Here is a 25,975-nt window from a genome sequence, read left to right on the forward strand (position 1 = left end):
TTAACGAATCTTCAACGTTGCTAAACCGACTAAAACCAAAAACACGGTGATGATCCAAAAACGGACAATCACACGAGGCTCTGGCCACCCTTTTAATTCAAAATGGTGATGCAAAGGCGCCATTCTGAATATTCGCTTTCCTGTTAACTTAAATGAAGCAACTTGCAAAATTACCGACAGCGTTTCAGCGACAAAGACACCACCCATAATAAACAGAACCAGCTCTTGTCTAACTACAACGGCAATAACACCCAAAGCAGCACCCAAGCTAAGTGAGCCAACATCACCCATAAAAACCTGCGCTGGGTATGTGTTAAACCATAAGAAACCTAAACCGGCACCGACTAGCGCAGCGCAAAACACAATCAACTCGCCCACTCCGGCTACATAAGGAATTTGCAAATAATCTGAGAACACAGAATGTCCGGTTGCGTAGGCAAACACACCAAGTGCACCGCCCACTAACACAGTGGGTAATATAGCTAAGCCATCTAGCCCATCTGTTAGATTTACCGCATTCGATGTGCCGACGATCACAAAGTATGAGAGCACTATGAAAGAAAGACCGAGCGGAATTGCAATGTCTTTAAAAAACGGAACAAACAAAGTGGTTTGATTCGGTGTTTCAGCACAACTAAATAGAAATACTGCTGCCGCCAAACCAATAGCCGATTGCCAAAAATACTTATAACGGGCTGATAAGCCCTTACTGTTTCGATGAACAACTTTTCGATAGTCATCAACCCAACCGATCCAAGCAAAACCCGCAGTCACTAAAATGGTTACCCATACATATTGATTACTTAAGTCAGCCCAGAGTAATGTTGATACTATTATAGAAATAATGATGAGCGCGCCACCCATAGTAGGGGTACCCGCTTTAGTTAAATGCGACTGAGGACCATCGCTGCGAACAGCTTGTCCAATTTGATACTTTTTCAATGTTCGAATTAATCTAGGACCTAACAACAACGAAACACCCAGTGCAGTAAGCACACTAAAAATCGCTCGTAGTGTTAAGTACTGCAATACACTAAAGCCTGCATCGAATTGAATTAAGTATGGTGTTAGCCAAACGAACATTAGTTGATCCTCTTAAGTACATCTACAACACGTTCCATACCTGCAGAACGAGATCCTTTAACCAACACCGCTGTTGAACTGTCTAATTGACTGGATAGCTGTGCAATAAGCTCCGAGTGATTCGAAAAATGCTGACCACCGAATGATTCCGAAATTAGGTGAGCGTGATGCCCTACCGTAAAAATCTGTTTAACCTTACCCCGAGCATATTGACCGATAGCTCGATGATGACTATCAGACTCGTCGCCTAATTCAGCCATGTCTCCGGCAACCAATATTGTATCTTCACCGAGATCGGCCAATACATCGATTGCGGCTTTATAAGAAACAGGGTTAGCGTTGTAGGCATCATGAATGAGTGGACCACCATAAGTAGAATCAAGCGGCTGAAGCCTTCCTGGCTCCGGTTTCATGTTGCTTAAGCCTTCCGCGATGTCTAACGATGACACTCCAGCTAACCAAGCCGTTGCGGCGGCGGCGGCGGCATTCATCGCCATGTGCAAACCATACATTGGCCAGTTCACTGAAATATCACCATCGGGCAGCCCTAGTGTAAACTCACTGCCCAGCGCATTTGATGAAAAATTTAATAAGCAAACATCGGCGTCTGTGTGGCGACCAAAGCTTACGACTTTGCGATCGCCTGCTCGTTTCAACCATTGACCAAAATGCGGATCGTCCTGATTTAAAACGCACCCACCTTCCATGTCGGTGCCTTCAATAATTTCACCCTTGGCTTTACGAACGCCTTCTAGACCGCCGAAACCTTCAGTATGAGACTCTCCCGCATTTAAAAGTAAACTAATATGCGGTTTTGAAATTTGACATAACCAGTCAATCTCACCTTGAGCATTCGCGCCCATCTCTAACAATACACGCTGGTGCTGATCTGATAATTCAAACCAAGTTTTTGGCACGCCTATATCGTTATTAAAATTCCCATGCGTTGACAATAAGCCAGGCTGCATCGATAAAATTTCTTTTAACATGGCTCGGGTCGATGTCTTACCAACACTGCCCGTAAGCGCAATCACTTGGCCTTCAAATGCATTACGAATAAGTTGAGCTAAAAAGCCAAGCGCTTTACGAGTGTCTTTTACCAGTACTACGGGCAATTCGGACTCAATTGGCTGAGAAACCACCAAGGCACTTGCACCCTTCGCAGTGGCGACATCAATGTATTGATGACCATCGAAGCTAGGTCCTTGCAATGCAAAATAAACATCGCCTTTTTTAAGTGTTCTTGTGTCTGTAGAAGCATTGCCAATGGAACTATCGTTACCTTTCAGGGTGCCACTGGCGGCTGTTGCTAAACTAGAAAGTGTCGGGTTACTCCACATCTCGTGTTTCCTCCCAGAGCTGCACTGTTTCTTGATCTGAAAACGGGTGACGTACACCTTCTATTTCTTGGTAACTTTCATGACCTTTACCAGCAATCAAAATAACGTCGTCTTTATCGCATCGATCTAGTGTTTTTAAAATGGCGTCTCTTCTATCAGATATAACGGTTACATTTTCAAGCTGGGAAAAGCCTTCGCAAACTTGATTTATAATGTTTTCTGAAGATTCAGACCGCGGGTTGTCATCGGTAACCACTATAAAATCGGCAATAGCCTCAGCAGCGGCTGCCATTTGAGCCCGTTTCCCAGTATCTCTATCTCCGCCACATCCAAAGATAACGCCTAATCTTCCAGAGACATGTTCTTTACACGCTTCCAATGCATTCGTTAATGCATCAGGCGTATGCGCATAATCAACAACCACGGTGGGTGCCTGGGGCATGCGCATCATTTCCATACGACCATGAACCGCGCGTGTATTTGAAATTACACGAGCTGCTGTGTTAATTGGAATACCTTCTGCAAGTAACACTGTAAATGCGGCTAATGCATTGCTCAGGTTAAACCGCCCAAGCAACCTTAAATTTAATTCAACCGTTCCAAGCGAGGTTTCTACCTTGGCATCTAACCCAGCCGAATGCGCTCTGATTGAAGTGGCACTTACGTCGGCCTGGCGCTCTATTCCGTAGGTCCAAACTTTCTTGGCTTGAACCTTATCGAGGTGATTTTGCGCCCACTCGTCGTCCACATTAACAATGGCATTATTTAATTCCGGCCAAGCCATCAATTTCCATTTGGCGTTTCCGTAGGCTTCCATGGTTTTATGATAATCAAGGTGATCACGGCTTAGATTTGTAAAAACAGCCGTTGAAAAACGAACGCCATTAACTCGGCCTTGGTCTAATCCGTGTGAAGATACTTCCATCGCACAATACTGAGCACCTTGAACATGCTGGCGAGCTAATTCACGATGCAGCCGCACTACATCCGGCGTTGTATTTAAAGTTTCAGAGAGCTGACCCCAAAGACCTTGACCATTAGTACCAATGATTCCACAACGCTTTCCTAAATAATCAAGCGCTTGCGCAACATATTGGCAGGTAGATGTTTTACCATTGGTTCCGGTAACGCCCACCATCAACATCTGGTTGGTCGCTTTGCCGTAAAATTCGTGAGTCAATTCACCTAATCGATCTTTTAGGTTTTCAACCACACACACAGGAACAGATTTTTGAAAATCTACTTGTTTTTCACATAAAACCGCACTGGCTCCATTCGCAATGGCCTCATCGATATACTCGTGACCATCTACTTGGAAACCTTCAAGCGCGACAAAGATTGTGTTTTTTACCACTTCACGACTGTCTATCGTCATGTGTGTTGCTTGAACGCCAGCTAATGCAGGGCACTCAGGAAGCCAAGTCAACATCGATTGCATTACTGGCCTCCTTTAGCTAATAAGGGAGATTTATCAGGCTCTATGCCTAACAAAGGTAAAGCTTGCTGCATAAAACCTTTAAAAATAGGAGCCGCCACTTCACCTCCGTAATATTTATCTTCTGGTGGTTCGTTTATCACAACTACAGTCACAATTTTTGGGTTATCTGCTGGTGCGACGCCCACAAATGAAGATAAGTATTTCGAATCTTCATACCCTGCAGCGCCAACTTTATGTGAAGTTCCGGTTTTCCCCGCTACGCTATACCAATCTAAATTCGCTCGACGAGCGGTACCGCCGGGTTCGACCACGGTTTTCATCATATCAATAACTGTTCTAGCCGTTGAGGGCGAAACCACCTGCAATGCGTAATCTGGAGTTGGAGAATCTTTAATTAATTTGGCATAAACACGCTCACCGTCATTTGCTAAGGTCGCAAACGCTTGAGCAATATGTAATGGCGTTATCGCCATACCATAGCCGTATGAAAGTGCACCTTGGGTTACCTTATCCCAATTCAAAGGGCTCGGAATCGAGCCTGTCGCTTCCCCTGGGTAACCTAAACCAATGGCATCACCTAACCCGAAATCATAAAGTGTTTGCCAGAATTGTTGCTTTGGTATGTCGGCTGACAACCTTGCAATGCCAACGTTACTGGATTTTTGAATAACTTCGGTTGCGGTTAGCGTGCCATAGTTACGAAAATCTCGAATAGAGAACCGTCCCAATTTCATGTATCCAGGGCTGGTATTTATTTTTGTGTTTTTATTCAGTAAACCCGCTTCAAGCGCAATGGCCATAGTGATTGGCTTCATCACCGACCCAGGCTCAACTAAATCAGTTACTGCACGATTGCGTAATGCAACCGGGTTTAATGAAGATCTATCATTCGGGTTGTAACCCGGCTGATTAACGAGCGCTAAAATCTCACCTGTCTCAACATCCATCACTACAACAGAACCCGACTTAGCACCAAAACTTGCGATGGCTTGCTTCAGTTCTCGGTAAGCTAAATATTGCAAACGCACATCTACCGTTAAACTTAAATTTTTACCGGGTTGAGCCGCCGTAATTTCTCCAACATCGCGTACAGATCGACCGAGCAAATCACGAACCACTTGCTTTTTACCTGACTCAGCTTGTAAGTGCGCATTAAAAGCAAGCTCAACACCTTCTTGCCCTTGATCATCAATATCGGTAAACCCAACAACATGAGAAACAACTTCCCCGGCCGGATAGTAGCGCTTGTACTCCGATTGGCCATAGACCCCAGGAATGTTCAGCTCAATAATGCGATTCGCCGCATCAGGCGTCATGTGGCGCTTAACATACATGAATGCTTTGTGCTGCGTGGCTCGAGTTTTCAGCACTTTAGCTGGGACACCCACGGCTTTTGCTAATGTCGGAATATCATCTAGATTAATTTCGCGCGGGTCAGCCCAAATAGAAATAACCGGCGTACTGACGGCCAAGGGCTCACCATTACGGTCTGTCAACATGCCTCGCGGAGCATTAATAACCTCTACTCTCTGCCAGCGCGACGAGCCTTCAGAAATGAGGAAATCTTTTTGCAAAACCTGTAAATACACGACACGCCAAACCAGCGCTACTAGCAAGGCCAGCAACACGATTTGCGCTGTCACGTATCTCCATCGGTTTTGCACCATATTAGTGGTTCCCATTTATTTCTGTTATATCCTTGATGTCATCTAGTCCAGGCAAATACATTTTAAGTTCATTGCGTGCAATTCTTTCAACTCTTGATGGTGAAGAAAAAGCACTCTCTTCTAACAACAATTTCGCCCAACGCTCTTCTAAATCTCTTTGCTCACTTCTTACTTGCTCAAGCAATGCAAACTGCAATCGGGACTTATAGGTGTTGACGATCAACCCAAAACAGGTTGCAAACACCAACAACAATTCAATCGCCAGCACGGCATATGAAATTCGCTTACTGGCCATACTAAAGTTTTACAGCCGCTCTTAAGGTTGCACTTCGAGAGCGGATGTTCTGTGCAATTTCTTCAGCCGTGGCTTTTTTTGACTTAAACAATGGCTTCATATTTATATCTATATCAGCTTCCAACACAGGTAACCCTGGCGGTAACTCAGGCCCTTTATGTTGGCGCTTTATAAATTGCTTCACCATTCGATCTTCCAAGCTATGAAAAGTAATGATCGACAAGTGGCCACCTTTTTTAAGCAACTCAACGGAATCCGCAAGCAGCGTTTCAAGCTCGGAAAGCTCGCCATTTAAATGAATTCGAATCGCTTGAAAAGACTTCGTCGCCGGATGTTTTTTATGATCCCATTTCGGATGCGCCACTTTAATTATTTCAGCCAACTGTAACGTGGTGGTTATTGGCTGTTCTTGACGCGCATTAACGATGGCCTTAGCAATACGACGGCTAAATCGCTCATCACCGTATTGAAAAAGAACATCCGCCAATTCTGTCTCACCTACGCTGGCAATCCATTGAGCTGCACTGACACCCGAAGTTGGATCCATTCGCATATCTAGCGGACCGTCTGCCCGGAAACTAAATCCACGACCGGCATCATCTAATTGAGGGGACGACACACCAAGGTCCAATAAAATGCCCGCTACGCTCCCTTCTAACCCGGCTAACGCCAACTGCTCTTTCATCTGAGCAAAGCCAAAATGCATCACTCTGACACGAGAATCTTCCGCAGCCAGCTCATTCGCCGATTGAATCGCTAAGGGGTCTTTATCAAAAACGTACAAAACCGAATCAGCATCAAGCTTTGACAGCAATAAACGGCTGTGACCGCCACGACCAAAAGTACCGTCCACATAAACACCACTGCCGCTATAAACTGCATCAACAGTTTCATGCAACATTACGGTCTCATGTGAGAATGCCGATTGCGTCATAGTGATATTTGCTCCAATTCTTCTGTCATACTGGCATCATCGCCGGCTTCATCTATGTATTGATCTCGCGTTTGTTCCCAAAGCGCTTCAGACCACAATTCGAATTTATTCCCTTGGCCAACCAATACGACTTTTTTATCGAGCTGCGCATACTCGCGTAACGCGGCTGCAACAAGCATCCGCCCTGCACTGTCTATATCTACGTCTGTCGCGTGCCCTATCAATAGCCGCTGAATTCTTCGAGCAGGCTTACTAAAACTGGATAACGCTGAAATTTTTTCTTGGATAATCTCCCATTCTTTCAATGGGTATATAAGTAGGCACTTATCTTCTGTATCAATGGTGATCACCATTTGATTACTGGCGACCGCTTCAAGCGTGGCTCGATATCGGCTCGGCACAGCGACACGCCCTTTAGCATCTAAAGCTAAAGAGTGCACACCTCTCAACATAATGTTGTCGCTGTTCGCCATAACACATCCTAAGTTTGCTACAAGGGTTAGTGGTCACTAACATCAACAGACAAACCACTTCCACCCACTTTTACCCACAATTCGACACTATAGTGCCCATGTGCGACACAAGCAAGTATTCACTTCGATCGGACGATATAAAAAACCCTTTAAAAACATAGAGTTAGGAAGTGGGTCACAAAACGGAAAATAAAGTTAGTAAGTGCTAACCTACCAAAAATAAATAAGAGTGCGTAGTTACATCGGATAGTTAATGTAATACTTTAAGTTCTAGAATTTTTTGGTCTAAAAAATAGATATTAATAACCAGGAAGTATTGAAAGTGAACAGAGGTTTCTAGCAGCCTATGACACGGCTTTACTAGGGAAAATCGAGACTTTCGGCATATTAACCATTTATTCTTAGTACTGCAAACTCTCACATACGAGCCATGATATACATCGCCCACCTAGGGGCCTTACGATTGTACCCAGTACGTATAAACGGTTGCAGCGCGACATTTCATTGGCAACAATAGTCATTTTACTTTCAAGGCAGAATAATGGAGCAAATTTTCGAACGGTTAATGTACGCCTCACGGTGGATAATGGCCCCTATTTATCTTGGTCTGAGCTTAGTATTACTAGCCTTAGGCATTAAATTTTTTGAAGAAGTTTTTCACCTATTCCCTAAGTTATTTTCACTCTCCGAAGTCGATCTCATCTTAATCGTCTTATCTCTCGTCGATATCGCATTAGTGGGCGGTTTAATTGTCATGGTCATGTTTTCTGGCTACGAAAACTTTGTATCCAAGCTCGATATTGATGAAAATGATGAAAAACTAAGCTGGCTAGGGCAACTAGATGCGAATAGCCTCAAAAATAAGGTAGCCGCCTCCATTGTTGCCATCTCTTCTATTCATTTGCTTAAAGTTTTTATGGATTTAAAAGAGAAAGACCCTGCTTTAATTAAATGGTATGTATTAATTCATTTAACCTTTGTGGCGTCGGCATTTGCAATGGGCTATTTAGACAAAATTACGAAGAACTCGCATTAAAAGTAGCGCGGAATATTTAGCAGTAAGAAGGTGCCCACTCACTTAGATGTAAGTGAGTGGGCATATAGTGAGCCAGCCGATAAGCCGGGTTCTGTCTTGGACAGTCATTCATCTAGCCGTAAAATCGCTCTTACGGTCAAGCAATCTACCCGGTTCCAGCGCGGGTCGCGCCTATTGGAACCCTATTTGATCTTGCTCCAGGTGGGGTTTACCTTGCCAATTCTGTTACCAGAATCGCGGTGCGCTCTTACCGCACCCTTTCACCCTTACCTGCAAATAAATTCGCAGGCGGTCTCCTCTCTGCTGCACTGGCCGTCGGCTTACGCCGCCCAGACGTTATCTGGCACCTTACCCTGTGGAGCCCGGACTTTCCTCCCCTTGCTTACACAAGCGGCGACTGTCTGGCTGACTCAGCGCTGCAAAATACCGACTTTCAGCGTAATAGCAAGCTTAATCGCTATTAAAACTCAAGATTAAGTTATAATAGTCACGTTTATGGCCTTCGAAGACCTTTGCCAAAATAGCCGCGGCTTTTTTGGGTGGCAAGGCTTCACTCAACTCTCTTGCTAGGGCGAGAATGGTTGGATCGCTGATAGTCTGCTCGGCATGCTCAACTTTTCCGCCGACAACGACAACAAACTCCCCCTTTTGCTGGTTAGCATCTGAACTGACCTGCTCAAGGACCTCTGCTACTGTTCCACGCAGAACGGTTTCAAACGTTTTCGTCAGCTCTCGAGCCACAGCAATGGGCCGATAGGCGCCGAACACCATCGACATATCGGCTAATGACTTTTCAATTCGATGGCTGCTTTCATAAAAAACAACACTGCATGGCTGATTGGCTAGCGCTTTTAATCGCTTAACACGAGCACCTGCTTTACTCGGCAGAAACCCTTCAAACAACCAACGATCGGTGGGCAAGCCCGCAACTGACAGCGCCGTTACAACAGCGGATACGCCTGGCACAGGGACTACCTTATAGCCGGCCGCAATAACAGCGTTAACCAACACAAAACCCGGGTCAGAAATCAGCGGTGTACCGGCATCGCTGATCAATGCTAATGATTGCCCAAGCGCTAACTTTTCGATGATCACATTGGCTTTCTGCGATTCGTTATGTTCATGCAGCGCCATCATAGGGACTTTCGAATCTAAGGCTTCTAATAGCCGACCACTGTGGCGCGTATCTTCAGCGCAAATGAGATCGACCTGGCACAACACCTCACGCGCGCGAAGCGTAATGTCATCTAAATGCCCTATGGGTGTCGATACTATGTAAATCTCACCCGGTTTAACCTGTTTTTCTTTCATATCAGGACTGCTTTTATCAATGAATCATGACTTTTAGACCAAACCTTGAGTAAAATGGCGCAAAACTTGTAGAAACGATAAAACCATCATGCGCAATCACTCTTGGTCACTGACACTTCAAATTATTTCGCTTGCCACCATTACCCTATTGGCAGGTTGTGCAACTCAGCAGGCGGTATCACCCAGCGAGTCCGATTCCGCTCAATCTGAGCTAACCGGAAATTACGCGAGAATAGATCAACAGCTATCGGCTGTCGATGCCCTAATCGAATTAGAGCAAATAGAAGAAGCCGCCCTTTTGCTCGATGGTCTAAACATAGAAGTTATGAATACCGACCAGCAAACGCGCTTTGTACGTTATAACGCCAACATCGCTCTGATAAATGGCGATGGCCAAGTTGCATTAGAGTGGCTTAGCGGTGAGTACGCTTATCTATTCGATGGTTTGCCCTTAGATGACCAAATCAAAATTGGCCTAAATCGCGCATTAGCCAATGAGTATGCTGGCAAACCGCTGGCGGCCGCTCGCGAGCGGATATTTCTAGCACCCCTGCTAGATGATGAAGTAGCGGAACGCAATCAAGACCAAATATGGTTTAACCTACAGCTTGTTCCCGTCGAGCAAATTCAAACATTAGTAAAACTTGAGTCTAGCCCTGATTTAAATGGCTGGTTAGCGTTAGCCCTAATTGGCCATACTCAAGGCGATGACCTTTACAAAATGCTGGCGGGCATTGAAAGCTGGCAAAAGCAATATCGCAGCCACCCAGCCGCTAAATCACTCCCGGCGAGCCTGCAAATATTAAAAGAAATAGCCAACTCGCAGCCAACTCATGTGGGTGTTTTATTGCCGTTAACAGGGCCACTCGCAAAAGCGGGGAGCGCGATACGCGATGGTATTATTACAGCGTGGTACCAAGCTAAATTAAGAGGCCAAGAAGTTCCTGAGTTGAGCTTTTTTGACACCTCATCGACCGATAATATTGTGAATCTTTATAAGCAAGCCATAACCAGCGGTGTGCAAACCGTGATTGGACCTCTTGCTAAATCTCGCGTTCAACAACTGAGTATGGCCGAAGAGCTCCCCATTCCTGTATTGGCATTAAATTATGCCGACAAACAAGTTCAAGCGCGCGAAAACTTTTATCAATTTGGCTTAGCCCCTGAAGATGAAGCCATTCAAATAGCGCATGATATTTGGCAAGAAGGCGTACGCCATGTATTAGTTTTAGCCCCAAATAGCGATTGGGGTAAACGAGTGAGCGACGCCTTTATAAGCACTTGGCAAAACAAAGGCGGGGTTATTGCTAATAAATCGTTGTTTAACGCCGCTCGTCCCGATTTGTATTTATCGTCTATTAAGTCGGCTTTGAACGTGAATACCAGTGAAACGCGCCACACTCAACTGCAGCGCTTAATTGATTCGCCATTGGTTTTTGAGACACGCCGTCGTCAAGACATTGATGCTGTGTTTATGTTGGCTTTTCCCGCACAGGCACGGCAACTTAAACCAATACTCAATTATCAAAGAGCATCAGATCTACCCATTGTTGCGACCTCTTCTATTTACTCCGGTGTAAAAGACAAAGCGCGCGATAAAGACATTGAAGGCGTGAGGTTTGTTGAAACCCCTTGGCGATTAGAAACAAATTATTTAAAAACACAAGTTAACCAAGCGTTCCCGCAAAGTTTAGCCAACCATTCTTCGCTCGTTGCATTGGGTCTGGATGCCTACAAAATCTACAATAGGCTGCCACAAATGGCTGTTTTCCAAGACGTTCGAATCAACGGCAGTACAGGTACCTTAGGCATGTCTGAGTTAGGTCGGATACAACGCACTTTAGACTGGGCGATCATTGATAACGGTATTGCAACGCGCGTTAAAAATACCGACTTAGCCTCGAACGATCAATGACATCTGGCCACTTACAAACAGGAAGCGCCAGTGAAGACATTGCACTGGCGCACCTAGAAGAACATGGTCTCATTCTCGTAGATAAAAACGTGCGCTTTAAAGCTGGAGAAATTGATCTAATATGTTTAGATGGCAAGGAACTTGTCTTTGTTGAAGTTCGATTTCGAAAAGACGAGCGTTTTGGACGGGCCGCTGAAACCGTGACACGCGCCAAACAGAGAAAAGTTATTAAAGCTGCTGCATTATTTTTACAAAGTAATCGGCAGTGGGAAAACCACATCATGCGCTTTGACGTTATCGGCATGAATTCACATCATGAAATAGAATGGATAAAAGGGGCCTTTTTGGCAACTGTATGACACCAAATGACATCATTGTTGAACAAATAGGCTTGTCTTTAGAAACCTTTCAGATGGCAGCAGAATCTTTGTCTGACATCTTAATTCAGGCCAGTGAAATGGCTACCGAATGCTTGATTAACGATGGCAAGCTGGTTGTGGCCGGCATGGGCACATCGGCTTCAACGGGCAGTAACTTTGTGTCGAAGTTGCAAAGCCAGTTTGAAAGAGATCGCCCCGGGCTGCCAGCCTTATCATTATCGACCGATGGAATAGTCACAAGTGCCATAGCTCATGAATTTGGGCCTGGTGAAATTTACGCGCAACAAATTCGCTCCTTGTGCCACAGTCCTGACATTTTTGTCGCCATCAGTTCTTCGGGAAAATCACCCGCTGTGATAAAAGCCATTCAAGCAGCACACGATCAAGGCATCACCGTGATTGCGCTCACTGGAGGCAGTGGTGGTGACGTCGCTACACTCCTTGATGAAAATGATATAGAGTTACGAGTAGAAAGTGATCGACTGGGCTGCATCCAACTGACTCATCATTTATTGTTAAACATGCTCGTCGAATTAATTGAGAATCAAATTTTTGGATACGAATTATGATCTACCGACTCTTGGCCGCGTTTTTACTAGTGAGTATTTTTACAAGCTGCACCACAATTAGCCGAAGTGTTGCTAATGGCCCAATTGAAGCCGATTTGGAAGGTCGAACCATGGGCGAGGTGATCGATGACAAAACAATGCGCACTCGCTTAACCGTCAACTTAGAAAAACTAGATCCTCGCTTTGAAGATGCGCACGTAAATGTTCATGTCAATGCCGGTATTGTTTTATTAGTTGGTCAAGTTCCAAGTGGTGACATGATTCAAAAAGCGACGCAACTATTACGCGCAGATAAACAAGTAAAAGCTATTCACAATCACCTCACGGCTGAGTCTAATATCAAAACAGGGCTGAGAACAAATGACAATTGGCTCGCCTTAAAAACGAAATCAAGAATGTTTACAACCGACCACTTCCCTTCTTCAAAAGTCGATATCATCGTCGAAAAAGGCGTGGTTTATTTAATGGGACGCGTAACGGAAGGTACGGCAAAGCAGGCTGTTAAAATTGCAACCGAAGTCAATGGTGTCCAAAAGGTGGTCATGGTTTTTCAGATCATTCCTTGATATATATCAGCTCAGCATCTAAATTCAAGGATAGTATAAAAAGGTAAACCAACACTCACCCCAAGTAGGAGAAGTGATTATGGTCAACCATAAACATATTATTATGTTGTACGATGAATCTGAGGATTGCGCGAACGCCGTAGACAAGGCTGCAAATTTAGCGCGGCTGTCTGGATCATCTTTAACATTATTTGCTTGCGATTACAGCGGATCACTCACCACCAGCCACCCCCATTCTGAAAACGCTCGCGATGCATTTTTGACCCGGCTGAAAGACAGCCTCGACCCCTTACGAGATATCGCGAGAAAATACGACATAGATGTCACCACAGAAGCCGTCTGGGATAAACATTCCGGTGAAGCTCTGATGACCTATCTTGAAGGCAACCCTGCCGATTTAGTCGTAAAAGCCACGCATCATCAAAACGTCATTCAACGAACTTTTTTTAGCCAAACCGATTGGGAGTTAATTCGAAACTGCCCTGTGCCGCTATTACTCACTAAGGGCACAAAATGGCAAACCCCAATGAAGATCACAGCGGCAGTAGACCCTGTAAGAACGAATGATAAACCCGATTTTCTCGATGATCACATTATTCAATGTGGTACGGCAATGCGCGATTTAACGAACGCAAATTTGCATCTTTTGCACGTATACGACCCAACACCATTGATGATTTATTTAGATCAACCAGCAATCAATTCAACAGAAGTCGGTGAAGAAATACGCATACAACATGCAAAAGCCCTTGAAGAATTAGCCGAGGGTAAAAATATCGATAAAGCGTTCGCCCATTTACAAATGGGTTCCCCTGTGCAAGTTATTCCCGATTTCTTATATGAGAACAATACCGACATGGTAATTATGGGCGCTGCTTCACGCAGTGGTATAGAGCGTTGGCTACTAGGCCACACGGCCGAAAAAGTCTTAGATAGAATTACCGTCGATATCCTTATTGCAAAATAGCCTGTTACTTAACCAATAATCGGCCAACCTGTCGATTATTGGTTACATCTATAAACACCAATTTATAAACACTCCCCTATTTTTCGAGTTTTTTCACAAATCCTCGAATTGACGAACCTTATTGCTTTTAATCGGATGATAACTGTGTGATATTCAACCAAAACAATACCAATTAAATACCAATAAGGTAAATATCATGAAACATACTCTCTCTTTGTTTATTTTCCTGCTGTCCAGTTCTCTTAGCTATGCTCAAACTTGTCCAAATAAACTCCCAGCCTCCAGCCCAAACGATGATTTCCAAATACATTCCGATGGAACAGTCACCCATTTGCGAACGGGGTTAATGTGGTCTCGCTGCAGTTTAGGTCAGACACATAAGGAGGATCTCTGTATTGGTGAGGCCAGTGAGGTTGATTGGAGCTTTGGAACTGAAGCCGCCACAGCGAGCAATTTGGCTGGCCACAACGATTGGCGCTTGCCCGACATTACAGAAATTGAGACTCTCATAGAAAGAGCTTGTTATGACCCAGCCATTAATCTAACAGTGTTTCCAAATACACCGTCGTTATTTTATTGGTCAAATACTCCCGACATATACGGCCCAGGCCCTGCGTGGCGATTATTTTTTTACTATGGAGATATTTATTACTACTCCTATAAACATAACCAAAGCGCGGTCCGCTTAGTACGCAATGTAAAATAAGCATTAGAGTTGTGAACCTTTGCTTGGTGAATAATTTCGAAAACAGCCTTTCATTGCGTTTTACGACTGCGATTTAGGGCGTTCTGGCGTACAATAGCCACATTCAGTCAACTACTAATCGTTGTTAGGACACTATGGAACAGCTTGCGCTAAAAAAACTCAGTCGCGCTGAAGGCGACATTACCATCCCAGGTTCAAAAAGTTTATCGAATCGAATTTTATTATTATCAGCATTGTGCTCTGGCACAACCTACATCAGCAACTTGCTCGATTCTGATGATATTAAGCACATGCTAACGGCGCTGAAGCAATTGGGTGTCAGCTATCAACTCAGCGATTGCAAGACCGAGTGTAAAGTTGAAGGCTTAGGAGGCGTGCTGGCACAAGGGCAAAAAGAGACGCTGTATTTAGGGAATGCAGGGACCGCAATGCGACCGCTGGCCGCGGCACTTTGCATTGGCTCTGGGGAATTCACCTTAACCGGCGAAGACCGCATGTTCGAACGCCCAATTGGCGACCTAATCACAGCGATGGCGCCTTTAGGTATCAAAGTGGATTACTTAAAAGATGAAGGCTACCCTCCCCTAAAAATCACCTCACAACCGCTAACAGGTACCGATGTAAGCATAGATGGTAGTATTTCGAGTCAATTTTTGACCGCGTTGCTGATGGTTGCTCCCCTATTAAATCAAGATTTTACAATAAATGTTGAAGGCGAGCTGGTCTCAAAGCCCTACATAGACATAACTCTTGATGTGATGAAACGATTCGGCGTTCTAATTGAGAATGACCAATACCAGTCCTTCAATATAAAAAAAGGCCAACAATACCAGTCTCCAGGTAACATCAGCGTAGAAGGCGATGCTTCAAGCGCCAGTTACTTTTTAGCCGCTGGCGCCATAGGAGGCGGTCCAGTGAAAGTACAGGGTACCGGCCTTGATTCTGTACAAGGCGATGCGAAATTCGCAGAAGTACTTGAACAGATGGGAGCCACCGTTAACTGGTCGGGGAATTGGATCGAAGTATCAAATGACAAACCGCTCAAAGCGATCGACCTCGACTTAAATCATATCCCAGATGCCGCCATGACAATTGCGACTACAGCCTTATTTGCACAGGGAACAACGACTATTCGCAATATTTATAATTGGCGGGTCAAGGAAACGGATCGTATTGCAGCCATGGCAACTGAACTGCGGAAATTGGGAGCGACGGTTGATGAAGGCGAAGATTATATTTCTGTAACTCCGCCAGAAACCATTGGTAGTGCGGCGATAGACACCTACAATGACCACCGAATTGCCATGTGCTTCTCGTTAGCCTCATTTGGAAGTGATGGTATTGTAATCAATGATCCAGGCTGCACAGCAAAAACATTCCCCGATTACTTCGAACGATTTGCAAAAATCACAAAATAATCGCTAGAAAGCTGCGCATTTGCTTATATAATGCGCGGCATTGTCAAAAATTCGATACCAAGAGAGAGAACTATGAGCTATTCACAAGTACCTGCGGGTAAAGACGTCCCTAATGATGTTTTCGTTGTCATTGAGATCCCGGCCAATCACGACCCGATCAAATATGAGATCGAGAAAGAGTACGACGCGCTTATGGTTGACCGCTTCATGGCGACGCCTATGTTTTACCCTGCTAACTACGGCTATATCCCTGAAACGTTAGCGGATGATGGCGACGCTGTCGATGTATTAGTAGTGACTCCGTATCCAGTCGCTCCGGGTTCTGTTATTCGATGCCGCCCTGTTGGCGTGTTAGAGATGACCGATGAAGCAGGAAGCGATGCAAAGGTTATTGCTGTTCCGCATGACAAACTCACTAAAATTTACAGTGATGTTCAAGAAGCTACCGATTTACCAGAATTACTTCTGAACCAAATCAAACACTTCTTTGAAAACTACAAAGATTTAGAAACAGGCAAGTGGGTAAAAGTAGATGGCTGGGCAGATGCCGCACGCGCCAAGCAGATTATTGTGGAATCATTTGAAGCCGCTAAAAAATAATCTAAAAAAAGGCACTCCATCTGAGTGCCTTTACTTTCCTATGTTTAGTCGTTTCTTGCCACAAAAGCGATGCAGCTCAACGTTTCACTAACCTTTCTCTAGTAACTCTCGTAAATCAATAATGGCCGCATTTGCACGCGAGATATAATTTGCCATGACAAGAGAATGGTTAGCTAATATGCCCAAACCGTCTCCATTCAGAATTATGGGGGACCAAATATTAGACTGAGTGCCTTCCAACTCTCGAATAATTTGCTGCAAGCTGACCAAGGCATTCTTATCTTCTAGGACCGACTCAAAATCGACTTCTATTGCCTGCAGTATATGAATCAGAGCCCAAGATGTTCCCCGTGCTTCATAAAAAACATTATCAACGAGTAATCTAGGTGTTTTAACTTGCTGTTGCTGGCCCGTAGGCGTTGATTGTTCAGACATGGCTGATTGCCCTGCTAGATCGGTATTGAACCGAGTCTGCCCAACAGAAGCACTTAACCGTTGCGATAACGAGCCTAACCTCGTTTCAACATCTCTTAACCAGCTCGATAAATTGTCAGCTCGAGCATAAAACTGCGCATTGCCCTTGTCGACATCAGCCAAGCCCACTAAGTATTTATTGATCAACTTAATCGCTTCACGATACTGGCCTTCAGTGGCTGGCAGCATCCAGCTGTCGTGGTCAAAGTGCAACAGCGGTTCCGCTTTTGCTAAAAACTCATCTTCGGTCGATTGCGATTGAGAGCGACTCATATCTTTACGTAATGATCGAGACAGGTCTCGCAACTGAATAACAACACCAAACTCCCAACTGGGCATATTGTCTAAAAATATCGATGGCGGCGTTACGTCATTCGCTAAATACCCACCTGGTTTAGTGAGTATAAAATCAGCTAAGTAACTGAGAGTATAAGTGGTGGTGTAACCGACGACCAGTTGCTGCCCTTGCTCAGAAGCATTCTGTTTTGCCAAAGACGCCATGTTATATACAGCGGGCTCTCGGCTCCAAAGAATACCTAAAAATGACCAGATAACGGCGAGTGCGACGATAAGAAAAATTGAAAGGCGGCCGATTTTCTTCTTTCCTGCCCCTGAGCTCGGTTCACTTTTGTTCGAGAATCGAAATTTCAATTCATTCCAACTCCGTAAAATTCGTGCTTTTAGCATGATCTAAACTCCTTTAATCAGTGCTCAAGGGTACTCACCCAACAGGCAGATGCCAATAGCCCAACAGTCATATTAGCAAAGCATTTTTTGTTTTATGAACATTTTTCACAACTAAAATTCGTCTTACCAGTTGTTTGTGCAACTTATCCACACTATCGTGTACCTTTAGCCGAAATTCGAAGTCATTTCGCGACATCTACTGATTCACATAAATGGAAAGATAATGGCAAACATACTGCTATTGAACGGCCCAAACTTAAATTTATTGGGCACTCGGGAGCCCGAAGTGTATGGCTCTGAAACACTAGATGACATCTGTGCCGAGTTGAAAGATCAAGCGCATGCCTTGGGGCACGGGTTAGAAACGTTTCAAAGTAACCATGAAGGTGCTTTGATCGATCGCATTCACGAGACAATGAACGACGGCACTGACTTTATTTTAATAAACCCGGGTGCGTTTACGCACACCAGTATTGCATTGAGAGACGCCCTAGCCGGCGTTGCGAAACCGTTTATAGAGCTGCACTTATCCAACGTGCATGCACGAGAATCGTTTCGCCAACATTCTTATTTAGCTGATCTTGCAGTGGGTGTCATTGCAGGCTTTGGCAAAAACAGCTACGAACTTGCGTTGCAAGCAGCGCACAAACAACTCATTAAATAATAGATATTTTGCAGGGGTAACACAGCATGGATATTCGTAAAGTTAAAAAGCTTATTGAACTATTAGAAGAGTCTAATATCGATGAAATAGAGATCGCCGAAGGCGAAGAATCTATTCGTATCAGTCGAACTTCGCGTTTAGCCGCGAGCCAACCTATGCCAATGTATGCGCAAGCGCCGGCTCAATACGCGGCTCCTGCTGCGCCAGCGCCAGCTGCACCTGCGGCTCCTGCCGAAGCCCCGGCTGCAGCGGCAGAACCTGCTGGACACAGCGTTAAATCGCCTATGGTAGGCACCTTCTACGCATCTCCATCTCCAACTAGCCCTGCATTCGTTGAAGTGGGCCAAAAGGTTAATGCTGGCGATACTATTTGTATTGTTGAAGCGATGAAAATGATGAACCAAATTGAAGCCGATAAAAGCGGTACCGTAACGGCAATTTTGGTTGAAAACGGCGAGCCAGTAGAATTCGATCAACCATTGATCACCATCAGCTAACGGGAGCCTTCTCATGCTGAAAAAAGTATTAATTGCCAACCGCGGCGAAATTGCATTGCGCATTCTACGCGCGTGCAAAGAACTCGGTATTAAAACGGTTGCTGTGCATTCCACGGCAGACCGCGAATTAAAACACGTAAAGCTTGCAGACGAAGCTATTTGTATCGGTCCTGCTTCATCAACAGACAGCTACCTCAACATTCCGGCCATCATTGCTGCGGCTGAAATAAGTGATGCCGATGCCGTACATCCAGGGTATGGGTTTATGGCTGAGCGTGCTGATTTTGCAGAGCAATTGGAAAAATCTGGCTTTGTATTCATTGGCCCAACCGCCGATCTCATCCGTTTAATGGGTGATAAAGTGTCCGCTATTGAGGCCATGATTAAAGCAGGCGTACCAACCGTACCAGGCTCAAACGGCCCAGTGCCAAGCGACCCAGCACGGTGTAAAGAAATTGCCCTACGCATTGGTTATCCGGTCATTATCAAAGCGGCATCGGGCGGCGGTGGTCGCGGCATGCGCGTTGTTCATAAAGAGGAAGACCTGCTTACCTCAATTGAAGTAACACAAACAGAAGCCGCTGCAGCCTTTGGCGATGGCACCGTTTATATGGAGAAGTTTTTAACAAACCCACGCCATGTAGAAGTGCAAGTCATTGCAGACGGCCAAGGCAATGCCATTCACTTAGGTGATCGAGATTGCTCGTTACAACGTCGCCACCAAAAGGTCATTGAAGAAGCACCGGCCCCTGGTATCGATGAATCGGCTCGCCAAGAAGTTTTTGATGCTTGTGTAAAAGCCTGTATCGATCTTAACTACCGTGGCGCTGGTACTTTTGAATTCTTGTACGAAGACGGTCGTTATTACTTCATTGAAATGAATACTCGTGTTCAGGTTGAGCACCCTGTTTCTGAAATGGTAACTGGCGTAGACATCATTAAGGAGCAATTGTTAGTTGCCTCTGGAATGCCTCTTTCGATCAAACAAGAAGATGTGGTAATTCGAGGCCACGCATTTGAGTGCCGTATTAATGCAGAAGACCCAAATACATTTATGCCAAGCCCTGGCAAAATTACGCAGTTCCATCCCCCGGGTGGGCTAGGCGTGCGCTGGGATTCGCATATTTATACAGGTTATACTGTACCGCCTTTCTACGATTCAATGATTGGCAAGCTGATTACCTTTGCACCGACCAGAGCTGAAGCGTTACTGCGAATGTCTTCTGCGTTAGATGAATTGGTTGTGAATGGTATTAAGACTAACGTCAACTTGCACAAAGACCTTGTCGAAGACGTTGAGTTCGCTAAAGGTGGCGTGAACATTCACTATTTAGAGCACAAACTCAGCGACAGCAAGAAAAACTGAGTATATAAAGATGACATGAACTGATGATTTTAATTCGTTCATGAAAACATCGCATTAAAAGCGCGCCCTAGGCGCGCTTTTTTATGAACAAGAAAAATTACTTTAAATGCATTACCCTTATAGGACATCAAATTTAAAGGTAGCTGTTATTTATGGATTTCATCTCTTACCCATTGCTGGCCGCCATAATTGGAAACTTAAGTGCACAATTCGCTAAAGCCTTAGTTCAAGGTATCACCAAACGCAGTATCGCACCCGATGTCATATTCGCTTCTGGCGGCATGCCCAGCAGTCACTCGGCTTCAGTGGCCGCCCTGGCCATGGCCGTTGGCTTGCAAGATGGTTTCGACAGCAGTTTATTTGCCATTGCGCTCACGCTCACCGGTGTGGTCGCCTACGATGCCATGGGTGTGCGCCTCGCGGCCGGCAAACACGCCGCGGCATTGAATATCCTGGTTCAAGAATTTAAAGAACTCGCAGAACTCGCCAAAGAGAACCGCCCCGACAAAGGCATGATCATGATCCGCCACTTCCATGAACGTATCGGGCACAGCGTCAGCGAAGTATTAGCCGGCCTAGCCTTCGGCGCCGCGGTTGCTTATGGGGTTTTTAAGGTTTATTTTTAGTAAAAAGCTGCAAGTTTTTAGCGGCCAGCTGCAAGTAAATTCAAAAGACAAATATATTTGAAGACCTACGTTCAAAGCCCATGTCTTTTGCTTAGTCTTCCACAAATGCCATATTTGCCATTGAAGCTGGAAATGCTACCAACTTAGCTTGCGGCTTGAAACTGGCAGCTTGTAGCTCAAAAAGTGCGGCTTTGGCCGCCCTGCAACACCAAATTGCATAAATCACACTAACAGTTTTTGACAGTTTGGTTAGAATGTAGGTACATCAAGTAAAGAGCAGGATAAAACCATGCCACAGTATCGCTCCAAAACAACGACTTCAGGCCGAAATATGGCCGGTGCACGTGCCTTGTGGCGCGCCACAGGTATGAAAGACGACGATTTTCAAAAACCGATCATTGCCGTTGTGAACAGCTTCACTCAATTTGTACCCGGCCATGTTCATTTAAAAGACATGGGCCAATTGGTGGCACGTGAAATTGAAAAAGCTGGCGGCGTTGCTAAAGAATTCAACACCATTGCAGTCGATGACGGTATAGCAATGGGACATGACGGTATGCTTTACAGCTTACCTTCTCGTGAGATTATTGCTGATTCAGTGGAGTACATGGTAAACGCACATTGCGCGGATGCCATGGTGTGTATATCTAACTGCGATAAAATTACTCCTGGCATGTTGATGGCGTCTTTACGCTTAAACATTCCAGTGATCTTTGTATCCGGTGGCCCAATGGAAGCCGGTAAAACCAAATTAGCGGAACACGCGCTAGATTTGGTCGATGCCATGGTGATTGCCGCGGATGATGAAGCCAGCGATGAAAAAGTAGCCGAATACGAGCGCAGTGCCTGCCCTACTTGTGGTTCTTGCTCTGGCATGTTCACGGCTAACTCGATGAACTGCTTAACCGAGGCGATTGGCTTGTCTCTACCAGGTAACGGCACTACGTTGGCAACCCATGCCGATAGACGCCGTTTATTTGAAGAAGCAGGCCACCGCATTGTTGCTATCACTAAAGACTACTACGAAAACGACAATGAACGCGTACTACCACGTTCAATTGCCAGTTTTAAAGCGTTTGAAAATGCCATGGCGCTTGATATTGCCATGGGCGGCTCTACCAACACCATTTTGCACTTGCTAGCGGCGGCACAAGAAGCGGAAGTAGACTTCAACTTAAAAGACATAGATCGCATGTCTCATGAAGTGCCACAACTTTGCAAAGTTGCACCAAATACACCGAAATACCACGTCGAAGATGTTCACCGCGCTGGCGGCATCTTTGGAATATTAGGTGAGTTGAATCGTGCGGGTAAGTTACACGCCGATTTGCCAACCGTTCACTCAAACACAATGGCAGAAGCTCTAGAGAAATGGGACATCATGTCAAACAACGACAGCGATGTTGCAGAGTTTTACAAGGCTGGCCCGGCGGGTATCCCAACCCAAGTAGCATTTAGTCAAGCCACTCGCTGGCCTTCATTAGATGGTGATCGCGTAAATGGCTGCATTCGTTCTATTGAGAATGCCTTTAGCTTGGAAGGTGGTTTAGCGGTTTTGTACGGCAATATTGCTCAAGATGGGTGTGTTGTGAAAACGGCGGGTGTCGATGACAGTATTCTAAAATTTAGCGGCAAAGCCCGTATTTTTGAAAGCCAAGACGCTTCCGTGGAAGCTATTTTAGCGGACAAAGTAAACGAAGGTGATGTTGTTATTATTCGTTACGAAGGACCTAAAGGTGGCCCAGGCATGCAAGAAATGCTCTACCCAACCAGCTATCTTAAATCGAAAGGGTTAGGCAAAGCGTGCGCCCTTTTAACCGACGGGCGCTTTTCCGGTGGCACCAGTGGATTATCGATTGGTCACGTTTCACCAGAAGCCGCTGCAGGCGGTAACATCGCCCTTATTGAAGAAGGTGACACGATTGAAATTGATATTCCTAACCGCCGAATAGATGTGGCCGTCAGTGAAGAAACACTCACCAAACGCCGTGCCGCTATGGAAGCAAAAGGCAAAGATGCTTGGAAACCTGTTGAAAAACGCACTCGTGTGGTTTCACGCGCATTAAAAGCTTACGCCATGCTGGCCACCAGTGCCGATAAAGGTGCGGTCAGAAATGCTGAAATGCTTGACGACTAACAAGCGTTTAGCTTAGAAAATCGTTATAATCTGGCTTTTATTCTAAACGGGGTTCGCCCCGTTTTTTATTAAGGGTTATTTTGTGTCTGTTATCACTTCTCGCCGACTCCTAATCTCGCTCGCTTCTGCGATTGCCTTGCTCGGTTTAATGAGCGTATTTAACCTATGGCGATTTGATCATGCTCAATGGTTAAAGCAGCAGCTCACTTTTATTGATCATGAGCAAACGCCTCTGACTAGCCCAAGCACCACAAATAGGTTCGGTTCTAAATTAACATGGCAAAACCTCGAGCTAACACTCTCTCAATCTCACTATTTCGAGGCTGAAGTAATTACCCTTGAGTTAAACTTGGTGTCCATTCTGTTAGGCCGCCCAACGATCGAGAGCATTAGCCTACAGACGCCTTATTTTGAGACACATCCGGAATCGATCAACGCCGCTGTCTTACGAGCCCTGCTTGACCTGAACGCCAAGAAAATTTCTATTGCAAACAGCACCGCCGTATTCGATGACACTGAAGTACATGGTCTCAATATTGAAATGGTCAAGAATGGATCCTTAGGCGATTATTCAATGCAAACATCCGGGCACATTCGCAACGCTTCACTTGATGTTGGTTTTAATTACTCAGCAATGCTATCTTTGGCTAAAGATGACACGGTCATTTTTCGGAAAAACAATTTAACCAGCCAAACGTTTTTTCAACAAGGTTCGGTTCAATGGGTTGGAAAAGTTAAACAAGCTAAGCTCAGTACAGACAACTCCCTCACTCTGGAATTTGCTTCTTGGTCTTCCCAATGGAATCAAAATCGTTTTACACATTTACCTGAGCTGTTCGATTTTTCAGGCGGTTTAGAATTTGGTTCCTGGCAAAACGGCGAAGTAAACCTTAGACTTTTAGATGCAGCAGTGGCCTTTAGAGACACTCAAAATATTGCGCGAACTTATGCATTGCAATCGACCGAGGCCAGCGCTTCTGAACAAACCATCACGGGTCAACTCAGTGTTTCCATATTAGCCGAGCAACCTCAACAGGTGGCCGACCCACTCGATTGGCAAAGCTATAATTTTGTGATGACAGGACAAATAAATGACAATAAACCACTGATCTCTTGGGAAAAACCAGAATTTAGATTAGCGACCATCAATGGCGAAGGTCAGCGGTCATCTCATAACATCACATTAAAAGAACTCTCCCTTAACGCCGAAGGTAAGCTATGGCAATTAAAAGACGGGGATTGGAATGAATATCTAGATGAACAAAATACTGCGGGTTATGGTTTTGGTCGCCTAACTTTACAATGGCCGACGTTAAAAGTGATAGAAGGCCCTACAGTGACCAACCGGTTGCAGAAGCCTTTAAATTTATTGTCGAATGATATGGAAACAATCAATGCATTGCACCGCCTCCTGGTTCAATAAACAAGTACTCGAATGGTACGACCAATACGGCCGGAAAAATTTGCCATGGCAACAAGGCAAAACAGCCTATCGTGTTTGGGTATCTGAAATTATGTTGCAACAAACGCAAGTTGCGACAGTTATCCCATATTTCGAGCGCTTCATGTCTAGCTTCCCAACGGTTGAATCTCTAGCAAGTGCCGACCAAGATGATGTACTGCATTTATGGACGGGCTTAGGTTACTACGCTCGCGCACGTAATTTACATAAGGCGGCCAAACAGGTTGTAGAACAGTTTAACGGCCAGTTCCCTGAACAAGTCGAACAACTTGAAGCTCTACCCGGTATTGGTCGCTCTACCGCAGGAGCTATTGCGAGCTCAGTGTTTAACCAACCCGCCGCGATACTAGATGGCAATGTTAAGCGCGTTCTCGCACGCTTTTTTGCTCTTGCTGAATGGCCAGGTACCACTGCATCGCAAAAACAATTATGGCAATACAGTGAAGCCCTTACACCCAACAAACGAACGGCCGACTACAACCAGGTGATGATGGATTTAGGGGCACTGGTATGTACGCGAACAAAGCCTAAGTGCGACTCTTGCCCGCTCGCTAAAAAATGCTTAGCTTATGAACGCGATCAAACGCATTGCCTGCCGGTACCAAAGCCAAAAAAAGAAAAACCAACCAAAACAACACACATGCTTATTTTGCAACTCCCCGATGGCCGAGTTAAGCTGGTACAGCGCCCGCCAACAGGCATATGGGGTGGGCTGTTTAGTTTCCCTGAATTTGAAACGTTTGAAGATGTCGAATGTTATCTGCTATCAATCGAGGCTCAAGCACCTTTAAAATGGAAAAATTTCAAACACACTTTCAGTCACTATCACTTAGATATTTGGCCAATACAGGTTAAACTGAACCAACCGCCAAACAATGTAAATGATGAAAAAGCAATATGGTTTCAGCCCAGCTTACCTAATGAAGAACAAGCCATCGGAATGCCCGCACCTGCGGTTACTTTGCTGAAGAAAATTGCTCAATCGATGTAAGTTCACATTTGATAAAACTCGAGGTTCAAACATGACTCATTTAGTTGATTGCACCAAATATAAAAAACCGTTGCCAGCATTACAGCGCCCCCCTTTTCCTGGCCCAAAGGGTCAAGAGATTTTTGAAACAGTATCAGCACAAGCTTGGAGTGAATGGCAAGCGCACCAAACTCGCTTGATCAATGAAAAACAGCTCACGGTTACTGATCCTACTTCTCGAAAGTATTTAATGGAACAAATGCAACTGTTTTTAACCGGCCAAGAATACGACGCCGCAGAAGGTTATGTACCGGAAGATAAATAAAAGCAAATGAGAATGTACTTATTTCATTAAGCTGTCACGTAAACGTCACTTTTTCGTCATACAAATTTT

31 protein-coding genes and 1 other RNA gene are annotated in these 25,975 nt (G+C 45.0%); 18 read left to right on the plus strand and 14 right to left on the minus strand.

Annotated elements, in window-relative coordinates; all coding sequences use genetic code 11:
* The 8 genes from mraY to QWZ13_RS16640 all read right to left on the minus strand — a co-directional run bounded on the left by mraY (position 1) and on the right by QWZ13_RS16640 (position 7,678).
* Positions 1–1,083 (minus strand): phospho-N-acetylmuramoyl-pentapeptide-transferase, encoded by a 1,083-nt coding sequence (gene mraY / locus QWZ13_RS16605; RefSeq protein WP_215999961.1) that lies wholly within the window; start codon positions 1,081–1,083, stop codon positions 1–3.
* Positions 1,083–2,423: a UDP-N-acetylmuramoyl-tripeptide--D-alanyl-D-alanine ligase gene (locus QWZ13_RS16610; RefSeq protein WP_290282755.1), complete on the minus strand. Its 1,341-nt coding sequence runs from the start codon at positions 2,421–2,423 to the stop codon at positions 1,083–1,085. Before QWZ13_RS16610 ends, mraY begins: the two co-directional genes overlap by 1 nt.
* Positions 2,413–3,861, minus strand: coding sequence for a UDP-N-acetylmuramoyl-L-alanyl-D-glutamate--2,6-diaminopimelate ligase (locus tag QWZ13_RS16615; RefSeq protein WP_290282757.1), 1,449 nt, complete (start codon positions 3,859–3,861; stop codon positions 2,413–2,415). The genes QWZ13_RS16610 and QWZ13_RS16615 overlap by 11 nt, the downstream gene beginning before the upstream one ends.
* Positions 3,861–5,543 (minus strand): peptidoglycan D,D-transpeptidase FtsI family protein, encoded by a 1,683-nt coding sequence (locus QWZ13_RS16620; protein ID WP_290282758.1) that lies wholly within the window; start codon positions 5,541–5,543, stop codon positions 3,861–3,863. Before QWZ13_RS16620 ends, QWZ13_RS16615 begins: the two co-directional genes overlap by 1 nt.
* Positions 5,530–5,823 carry a cell division protein FtsL gene (gene ftsL / locus QWZ13_RS16625; RefSeq protein ID WP_290282759.1) on the minus strand — a complete coding sequence of 98 codons (294 nt, stop codon included), beginning with the start codon at positions 5,821–5,823 and terminating at the stop codon, positions 5,530–5,532. Before ftsL ends, QWZ13_RS16620 begins: the two co-directional genes overlap by 14 nt.
* A 1-nt stretch (position 5,824) precedes the next feature.
* Positions 5,825–6,757 carry a 16S rRNA (cytosine(1402)-N(4))-methyltransferase RsmH gene (gene rsmH / locus QWZ13_RS16630; RefSeq protein ID WP_290282760.1) on the minus strand — a complete coding sequence of 311 codons (933 nt, stop codon included), beginning with the start codon at positions 6,755–6,757 and terminating at the stop codon, positions 5,825–5,827.
* Positions 6,754–7,230, minus strand: a complete 477-nt coding sequence (gene mraZ / locus QWZ13_RS16635; protein WP_290282761.1) for a division/cell wall cluster transcriptional repressor MraZ — start codon at positions 7,228–7,230, stop codon at positions 6,754–6,756. Before mraZ ends, rsmH begins: the two co-directional genes overlap by 4 nt.
* A gap of 250 nt (positions 7,231–7,480) precedes the next feature.
* Positions 7,481–7,678: a hypothetical protein gene (locus QWZ13_RS16640; RefSeq protein WP_290282762.1), complete on the minus strand. Its 198-nt coding sequence runs from the start codon at positions 7,676–7,678 to the stop codon at positions 7,481–7,483.
* A gap of 38 nt (positions 7,679–7,716) precedes the next feature.
* Between QWZ13_RS16640 and QWZ13_RS16645 the strand changes: the two genes are divergently transcribed.
* The gene (locus tag QWZ13_RS16645) at positions 7,717–7,869 is read left to right on the plus strand and encodes a hypothetical protein (RefSeq protein ID WP_290282763.1); all 153 of its coding nucleotides are present in this window, start codon (positions 7,717–7,719) and stop codon (positions 7,867–7,869) included.
* Positions 7,817–8,266, plus strand: coding sequence for a TIGR00645 family protein (locus tag QWZ13_RS16650; RefSeq protein WP_290283403.1), 450 nt, complete (start codon positions 7,817–7,819; stop codon positions 8,264–8,266). The genes QWZ13_RS16645 and QWZ13_RS16650 overlap by 53 nt, the downstream gene beginning before the upstream one ends.
* Before the next feature lie 64 nt (positions 8,267–8,330).
* Here the strand turns inward: QWZ13_RS16650 and rnpB are convergent.
* Positions 8,331–8,679: RNase P RNA component class A (rnpB, locus tag QWZ13_RS16655), an RNA gene on the minus strand.
* Between the two features lie 37 nt (positions 8,680–8,716).
* The gene (gene rsmI, locus QWZ13_RS16660) at positions 8,717–9,577 is read right to left on the minus strand and encodes a 16S rRNA (cytidine(1402)-2'-O)-methyltransferase (protein ID WP_290282764.1); all 861 of its coding nucleotides are present in this window, start codon (positions 9,575–9,577) and stop codon (positions 8,717–8,719) included.
* Positions 9,578–9,665: 88 nt separating this feature from the next.
* Between rsmI and QWZ13_RS16665 the strand changes: the two genes are divergently transcribed.
* The 8 genes from QWZ13_RS16665 to ppa all read left to right on the plus strand — a co-directional run bounded on the left by QWZ13_RS16665 (position 9,666) and on the right by ppa (position 16,698).
* Positions 9,666–11,492 (plus strand): penicillin-binding protein activator, encoded by a 1,827-nt coding sequence (locus QWZ13_RS16665; protein WP_290282765.1) that lies wholly within the window; start codon positions 9,666–9,668, stop codon positions 11,490–11,492.
* Complete coding sequence (locus QWZ13_RS16670) at positions 11,489–11,851, plus strand: YraN family protein (protein WP_290282766.1); 363 nt, start codon at positions 11,489–11,491, stop codon at positions 11,849–11,851. The genes QWZ13_RS16665 and QWZ13_RS16670 overlap by 4 nt, the downstream gene beginning before the upstream one ends.
* Positions 11,818–12,441 (plus strand): D-sedoheptulose-7-phosphate isomerase, encoded by a 624-nt coding sequence (locus QWZ13_RS16675; protein WP_290282768.1) that lies wholly within the window; start codon positions 11,818–11,820, stop codon positions 12,439–12,441. The genes QWZ13_RS16670 and QWZ13_RS16675 overlap by 34 nt, the downstream gene beginning before the upstream one ends.
* Positions 12,438–13,007, plus strand: a complete 570-nt coding sequence (locus QWZ13_RS16680) for a BON domain-containing protein (RefSeq protein ID WP_290282769.1) — start codon at positions 12,438–12,440, stop codon at positions 13,005–13,007. Before QWZ13_RS16675 ends, QWZ13_RS16680 begins: the two co-directional genes overlap by 4 nt.
* Before the next feature lie 79 nt (positions 13,008–13,086).
* Positions 13,087–13,974 carry a universal stress protein gene (locus tag QWZ13_RS16685; protein ID WP_290282770.1) on the plus strand — a complete coding sequence of 296 codons (888 nt, stop codon included), beginning with the start codon at positions 13,087–13,089 and terminating at the stop codon, positions 13,972–13,974.
* A gap of 196 nt (positions 13,975–14,170) precedes the next feature.
* Entirely contained in the window at positions 14,171–14,680 is a 510-nt protein-coding gene (locus QWZ13_RS16690) for an Lcl C-terminal domain-containing protein (RefSeq protein ID WP_290282771.1), read from the plus strand.
* 134 nt (positions 14,681–14,814) lie between these two features.
* Positions 14,815–16,098, plus strand: a complete 1,284-nt coding sequence (gene aroA / locus QWZ13_RS16695; RefSeq protein ID WP_290282772.1) for a 3-phosphoshikimate 1-carboxyvinyltransferase — start codon at positions 14,815–14,817, stop codon at positions 16,096–16,098.
* Between the two features lie 72 nt (positions 16,099–16,170).
* Positions 16,171–16,698 carry an inorganic diphosphatase gene (ppa, locus tag QWZ13_RS16700; RefSeq protein ID WP_290282773.1) on the plus strand — a complete coding sequence of 176 codons (528 nt, stop codon included), beginning with the start codon at positions 16,171–16,173 and terminating at the stop codon, positions 16,696–16,698.
* Positions 16,699–16,785: 87 nt separating this feature from the next.
* Here ppa and QWZ13_RS16705 read toward each other — a convergent pair whose 3' ends face one another.
* Complete coding sequence (locus QWZ13_RS16705) at positions 16,786–17,859, minus strand: DUF2333 family protein (protein ID WP_290282774.1); 1,074 nt, start codon at positions 17,857–17,859, stop codon at positions 16,786–16,788.
* A 67-nt stretch (positions 17,860–17,926) separates the two neighbouring features.
* Positions 17,927–18,055: a hypothetical protein gene (locus QWZ13_RS16710; protein WP_290282775.1), complete on the minus strand. Its 129-nt coding sequence runs from the start codon at positions 18,053–18,055 to the stop codon at positions 17,927–17,929.
* Between the two features lie 27 nt (positions 18,056–18,082).
* Between QWZ13_RS16710 and aroQ the strand changes: the two genes are divergently transcribed.
* The 4 genes from aroQ to QWZ13_RS16730 all read left to right on the plus strand — a co-directional run bounded on the left by aroQ (position 18,083) and on the right by QWZ13_RS16730 (position 21,012).
* Positions 18,083–18,523, plus strand: coding sequence for a type II 3-dehydroquinate dehydratase (aroQ, locus tag QWZ13_RS16715; RefSeq protein WP_290282776.1), 441 nt, complete (start codon positions 18,083–18,085; stop codon positions 18,521–18,523).
* 26 nt (positions 18,524–18,549) lie between these two features.
* Positions 18,550–19,020, plus strand: a complete 471-nt coding sequence (accB, locus tag QWZ13_RS16720) for an acetyl-CoA carboxylase biotin carboxyl carrier protein (protein ID WP_290282778.1) — start codon at positions 18,550–18,552, stop codon at positions 19,018–19,020.
* A 13-nt stretch (positions 19,021–19,033) separates the two neighbouring features.
* Positions 19,034–20,386 carry an acetyl-CoA carboxylase biotin carboxylase subunit gene (gene accC / locus QWZ13_RS16725; protein WP_290282779.1) on the plus strand — a complete coding sequence of 451 codons (1,353 nt, stop codon included), beginning with the start codon at positions 19,034–19,036 and terminating at the stop codon, positions 20,384–20,386.
* Positions 20,387–20,559: 173 nt separating this feature from the next.
* Entirely contained in the window at positions 20,560–21,012 is a 453-nt protein-coding gene (locus QWZ13_RS16730) for a divergent PAP2 family protein (protein ID WP_290283404.1), read from the plus strand.
* Here the strand turns inward: QWZ13_RS16730 and QWZ13_RS16735 are convergent.
* Together QWZ13_RS16735 and QWZ13_RS16740 are read right to left on the minus strand one after the other, a co-directional pair.
* Positions 20,962–21,117, minus strand: coding sequence for a hypothetical protein (locus QWZ13_RS16735; RefSeq protein WP_290282780.1), 156 nt, complete (start codon positions 21,115–21,117; stop codon positions 20,962–20,964). The genes QWZ13_RS16730 and QWZ13_RS16735 overlap by 51 nt on opposite strands.
* Positions 21,104–21,238, minus strand: a complete 135-nt coding sequence (locus QWZ13_RS16740; protein ID WP_290282781.1) for a hypothetical protein — start codon at positions 21,236–21,238, stop codon at positions 21,104–21,106. Before QWZ13_RS16740 ends, QWZ13_RS16735 begins: the two co-directional genes overlap by 14 nt.
* Positions 21,239–21,301: 63 nt before the next feature.
* Here QWZ13_RS16740 and ilvD point away from each other — a divergent pair, with 63 nt between their 5' ends.
* The 4 genes from ilvD (at position 21,302) to QWZ13_RS16760 (ending at position 25,906) form a co-directional block, all read left to right on the plus strand.
* Positions 21,302–23,149, plus strand: a complete 1,848-nt coding sequence (gene ilvD, locus QWZ13_RS16745; RefSeq protein ID WP_290282783.1) for a dihydroxy-acid dehydratase — start codon at positions 21,302–21,304, stop codon at positions 23,147–23,149.
* An 82-nt stretch (positions 23,150–23,231) separates the two neighbouring features.
* Complete coding sequence (locus QWZ13_RS16750) at positions 23,232–24,572, plus strand: hypothetical protein (RefSeq protein WP_290282784.1); 1,341 nt, start codon at positions 23,232–23,234, stop codon at positions 24,570–24,572.
* Positions 24,544–25,602: an A/G-specific adenine glycosylase gene (gene mutY, locus QWZ13_RS16755; protein WP_290282786.1), complete on the plus strand. Its 1,059-nt coding sequence runs from the start codon at positions 24,544–24,546 to the stop codon at positions 25,600–25,602. Before QWZ13_RS16750 ends, mutY begins: the two co-directional genes overlap by 29 nt.
* 31 nt (positions 25,603–25,633) lie before the next feature.
* Positions 25,634–25,906, plus strand: coding sequence for an oxidative damage protection protein (locus QWZ13_RS16760; protein ID WP_290282787.1), 273 nt, complete (start codon positions 25,634–25,636; stop codon positions 25,904–25,906).
* Positions 25,907–25,975: the final 69 nt, after the last annotated feature.

The sequence above is a fragment of the Reinekea marina genome (assembly GCF_030409715.1).
GTDB lineage: Bacteria > Pseudomonadota > Gammaproteobacteria > Pseudomonadales > Natronospirillaceae > Reinekea > Reinekea marina.

Excerpts from the sequence above, each read along its gene's own strand:
- mraY (WP_215999961.1), bottom strand. The coding sequence starts at position 1,083 with ATGTTCGTTTGGCTAACACCATACTTAATTCAATTCGATGCAGGCTTT.
- QWZ13_RS16610 (WP_290282755.1), bottom strand. The coding sequence starts at position 2,423 with ATGTGGAGTAACCCGACACTTTCTAGTTTAGCAACAGCCGCCAGTGGC.
- QWZ13_RS16615 (WP_290282757.1), bottom strand. The coding sequence starts at position 3,861 with ATGCAATCGATGTTGACTTGGCTTCCTGAGTGCCCTGCATTAGCTGGC.
- QWZ13_RS16620 (WP_290282758.1), bottom strand. The coding sequence starts at position 5,543 with ATGGGAACCACTAATATGGTGCAAAACCGATGGAGATACGTGACAGCG.
- ftsL (WP_290282759.1), bottom strand. The coding sequence starts at position 5,823 with ATGGCCAGTAAGCGAATTTCATATGCCGTGCTGGCGATTGAATTGTTG.
- rsmH (WP_290282760.1), bottom strand. The coding sequence starts at position 6,757 with ATGACGCAATCGGCATTCTCACATGAGACCGTAATGTTGCATGAAACT.
- mraZ (WP_290282761.1), bottom strand. The coding sequence starts at position 7,230 with ATGGCGAACAGCGACAACATTATGTTGAGAGGTGTGCACTCTTTAGCT.
- QWZ13_RS16650 (WP_290283403.1), top strand. The coding sequence starts at position 7,817 with ATGGCCCCTATTTATCTTGGTCTGAGCTTAGTATTACTAGCCTTAGGC.
- rsmI (WP_290282764.1), bottom strand. The coding sequence starts at position 9,577 with ATGAAAGAAAAACAGGTTAAACCGGGTGAGATTTACATAGTATCGACA.
- QWZ13_RS16665 (WP_290282765.1), top strand. The coding sequence starts at position 9,666 with ATGCGCAATCACTCTTGGTCACTGACACTTCAAATTATTTCGCTTGCC.
- QWZ13_RS16670 (WP_290282766.1), top strand. The coding sequence starts at position 11,489 with ATGACATCTGGCCACTTACAAACAGGAAGCGCCAGTGAAGACATTGCA.
- QWZ13_RS16675 (WP_290282768.1), top strand. The coding sequence starts at position 11,818 with ATGGATAAAAGGGGCCTTTTTGGCAACTGTATGACACCAAATGACATC.
- QWZ13_RS16680 (WP_290282769.1), top strand. The coding sequence starts at position 12,438 with ATGATCTACCGACTCTTGGCCGCGTTTTTACTAGTGAGTATTTTTACA.
- QWZ13_RS16685 (WP_290282770.1), top strand. The coding sequence starts at position 13,087 with ATGGTCAACCATAAACATATTATTATGTTGTACGATGAATCTGAGGAT.
- QWZ13_RS16690 (WP_290282771.1), top strand. The coding sequence starts at position 14,171 with ATGAAACATACTCTCTCTTTGTTTATTTTCCTGCTGTCCAGTTCTCTT.
- aroA (WP_290282772.1), top strand. The coding sequence starts at position 14,815 with ATGGAACAGCTTGCGCTAAAAAAACTCAGTCGCGCTGAAGGCGACATT.
- ppa (WP_290282773.1), top strand. The coding sequence starts at position 16,171 with ATGAGCTATTCACAAGTACCTGCGGGTAAAGACGTCCCTAATGATGTT.
- QWZ13_RS16705 (WP_290282774.1), bottom strand. The coding sequence starts at position 17,859 with ATGCTAAAAGCACGAATTTTACGGAGTTGGAATGAATTGAAATTTCGA.
- QWZ13_RS16710 (WP_290282775.1), bottom strand. The coding sequence starts at position 18,055 with ATGTCGCGAAATGACTTCGAATTTCGGCTAAAGGTACACGATAGTGTG.
- aroQ (WP_290282776.1), top strand. The coding sequence starts at position 18,083 with ATGGCAAACATACTGCTATTGAACGGCCCAAACTTAAATTTATTGGGC.
- accB (WP_290282778.1), top strand. The coding sequence starts at position 18,550 with ATGGATATTCGTAAAGTTAAAAAGCTTATTGAACTATTAGAAGAGTCT.
- accC (WP_290282779.1), top strand. The coding sequence starts at position 19,034 with ATGCTGAAAAAAGTATTAATTGCCAACCGCGGCGAAATTGCATTGCGC.
- ilvD (WP_290282783.1), top strand. The coding sequence starts at position 21,302 with ATGCCACAGTATCGCTCCAAAACAACGACTTCAGGCCGAAATATGGCC.
- mutY (WP_290282786.1), top strand. The coding sequence starts at position 24,544 with ATGCATTGCACCGCCTCCTGGTTCAATAAACAAGTACTCGAATGGTAC.
- QWZ13_RS16760 (WP_290282787.1), top strand. The coding sequence starts at position 25,634 with ATGACTCATTTAGTTGATTGCACCAAATATAAAAAACCGTTGCCAGCA.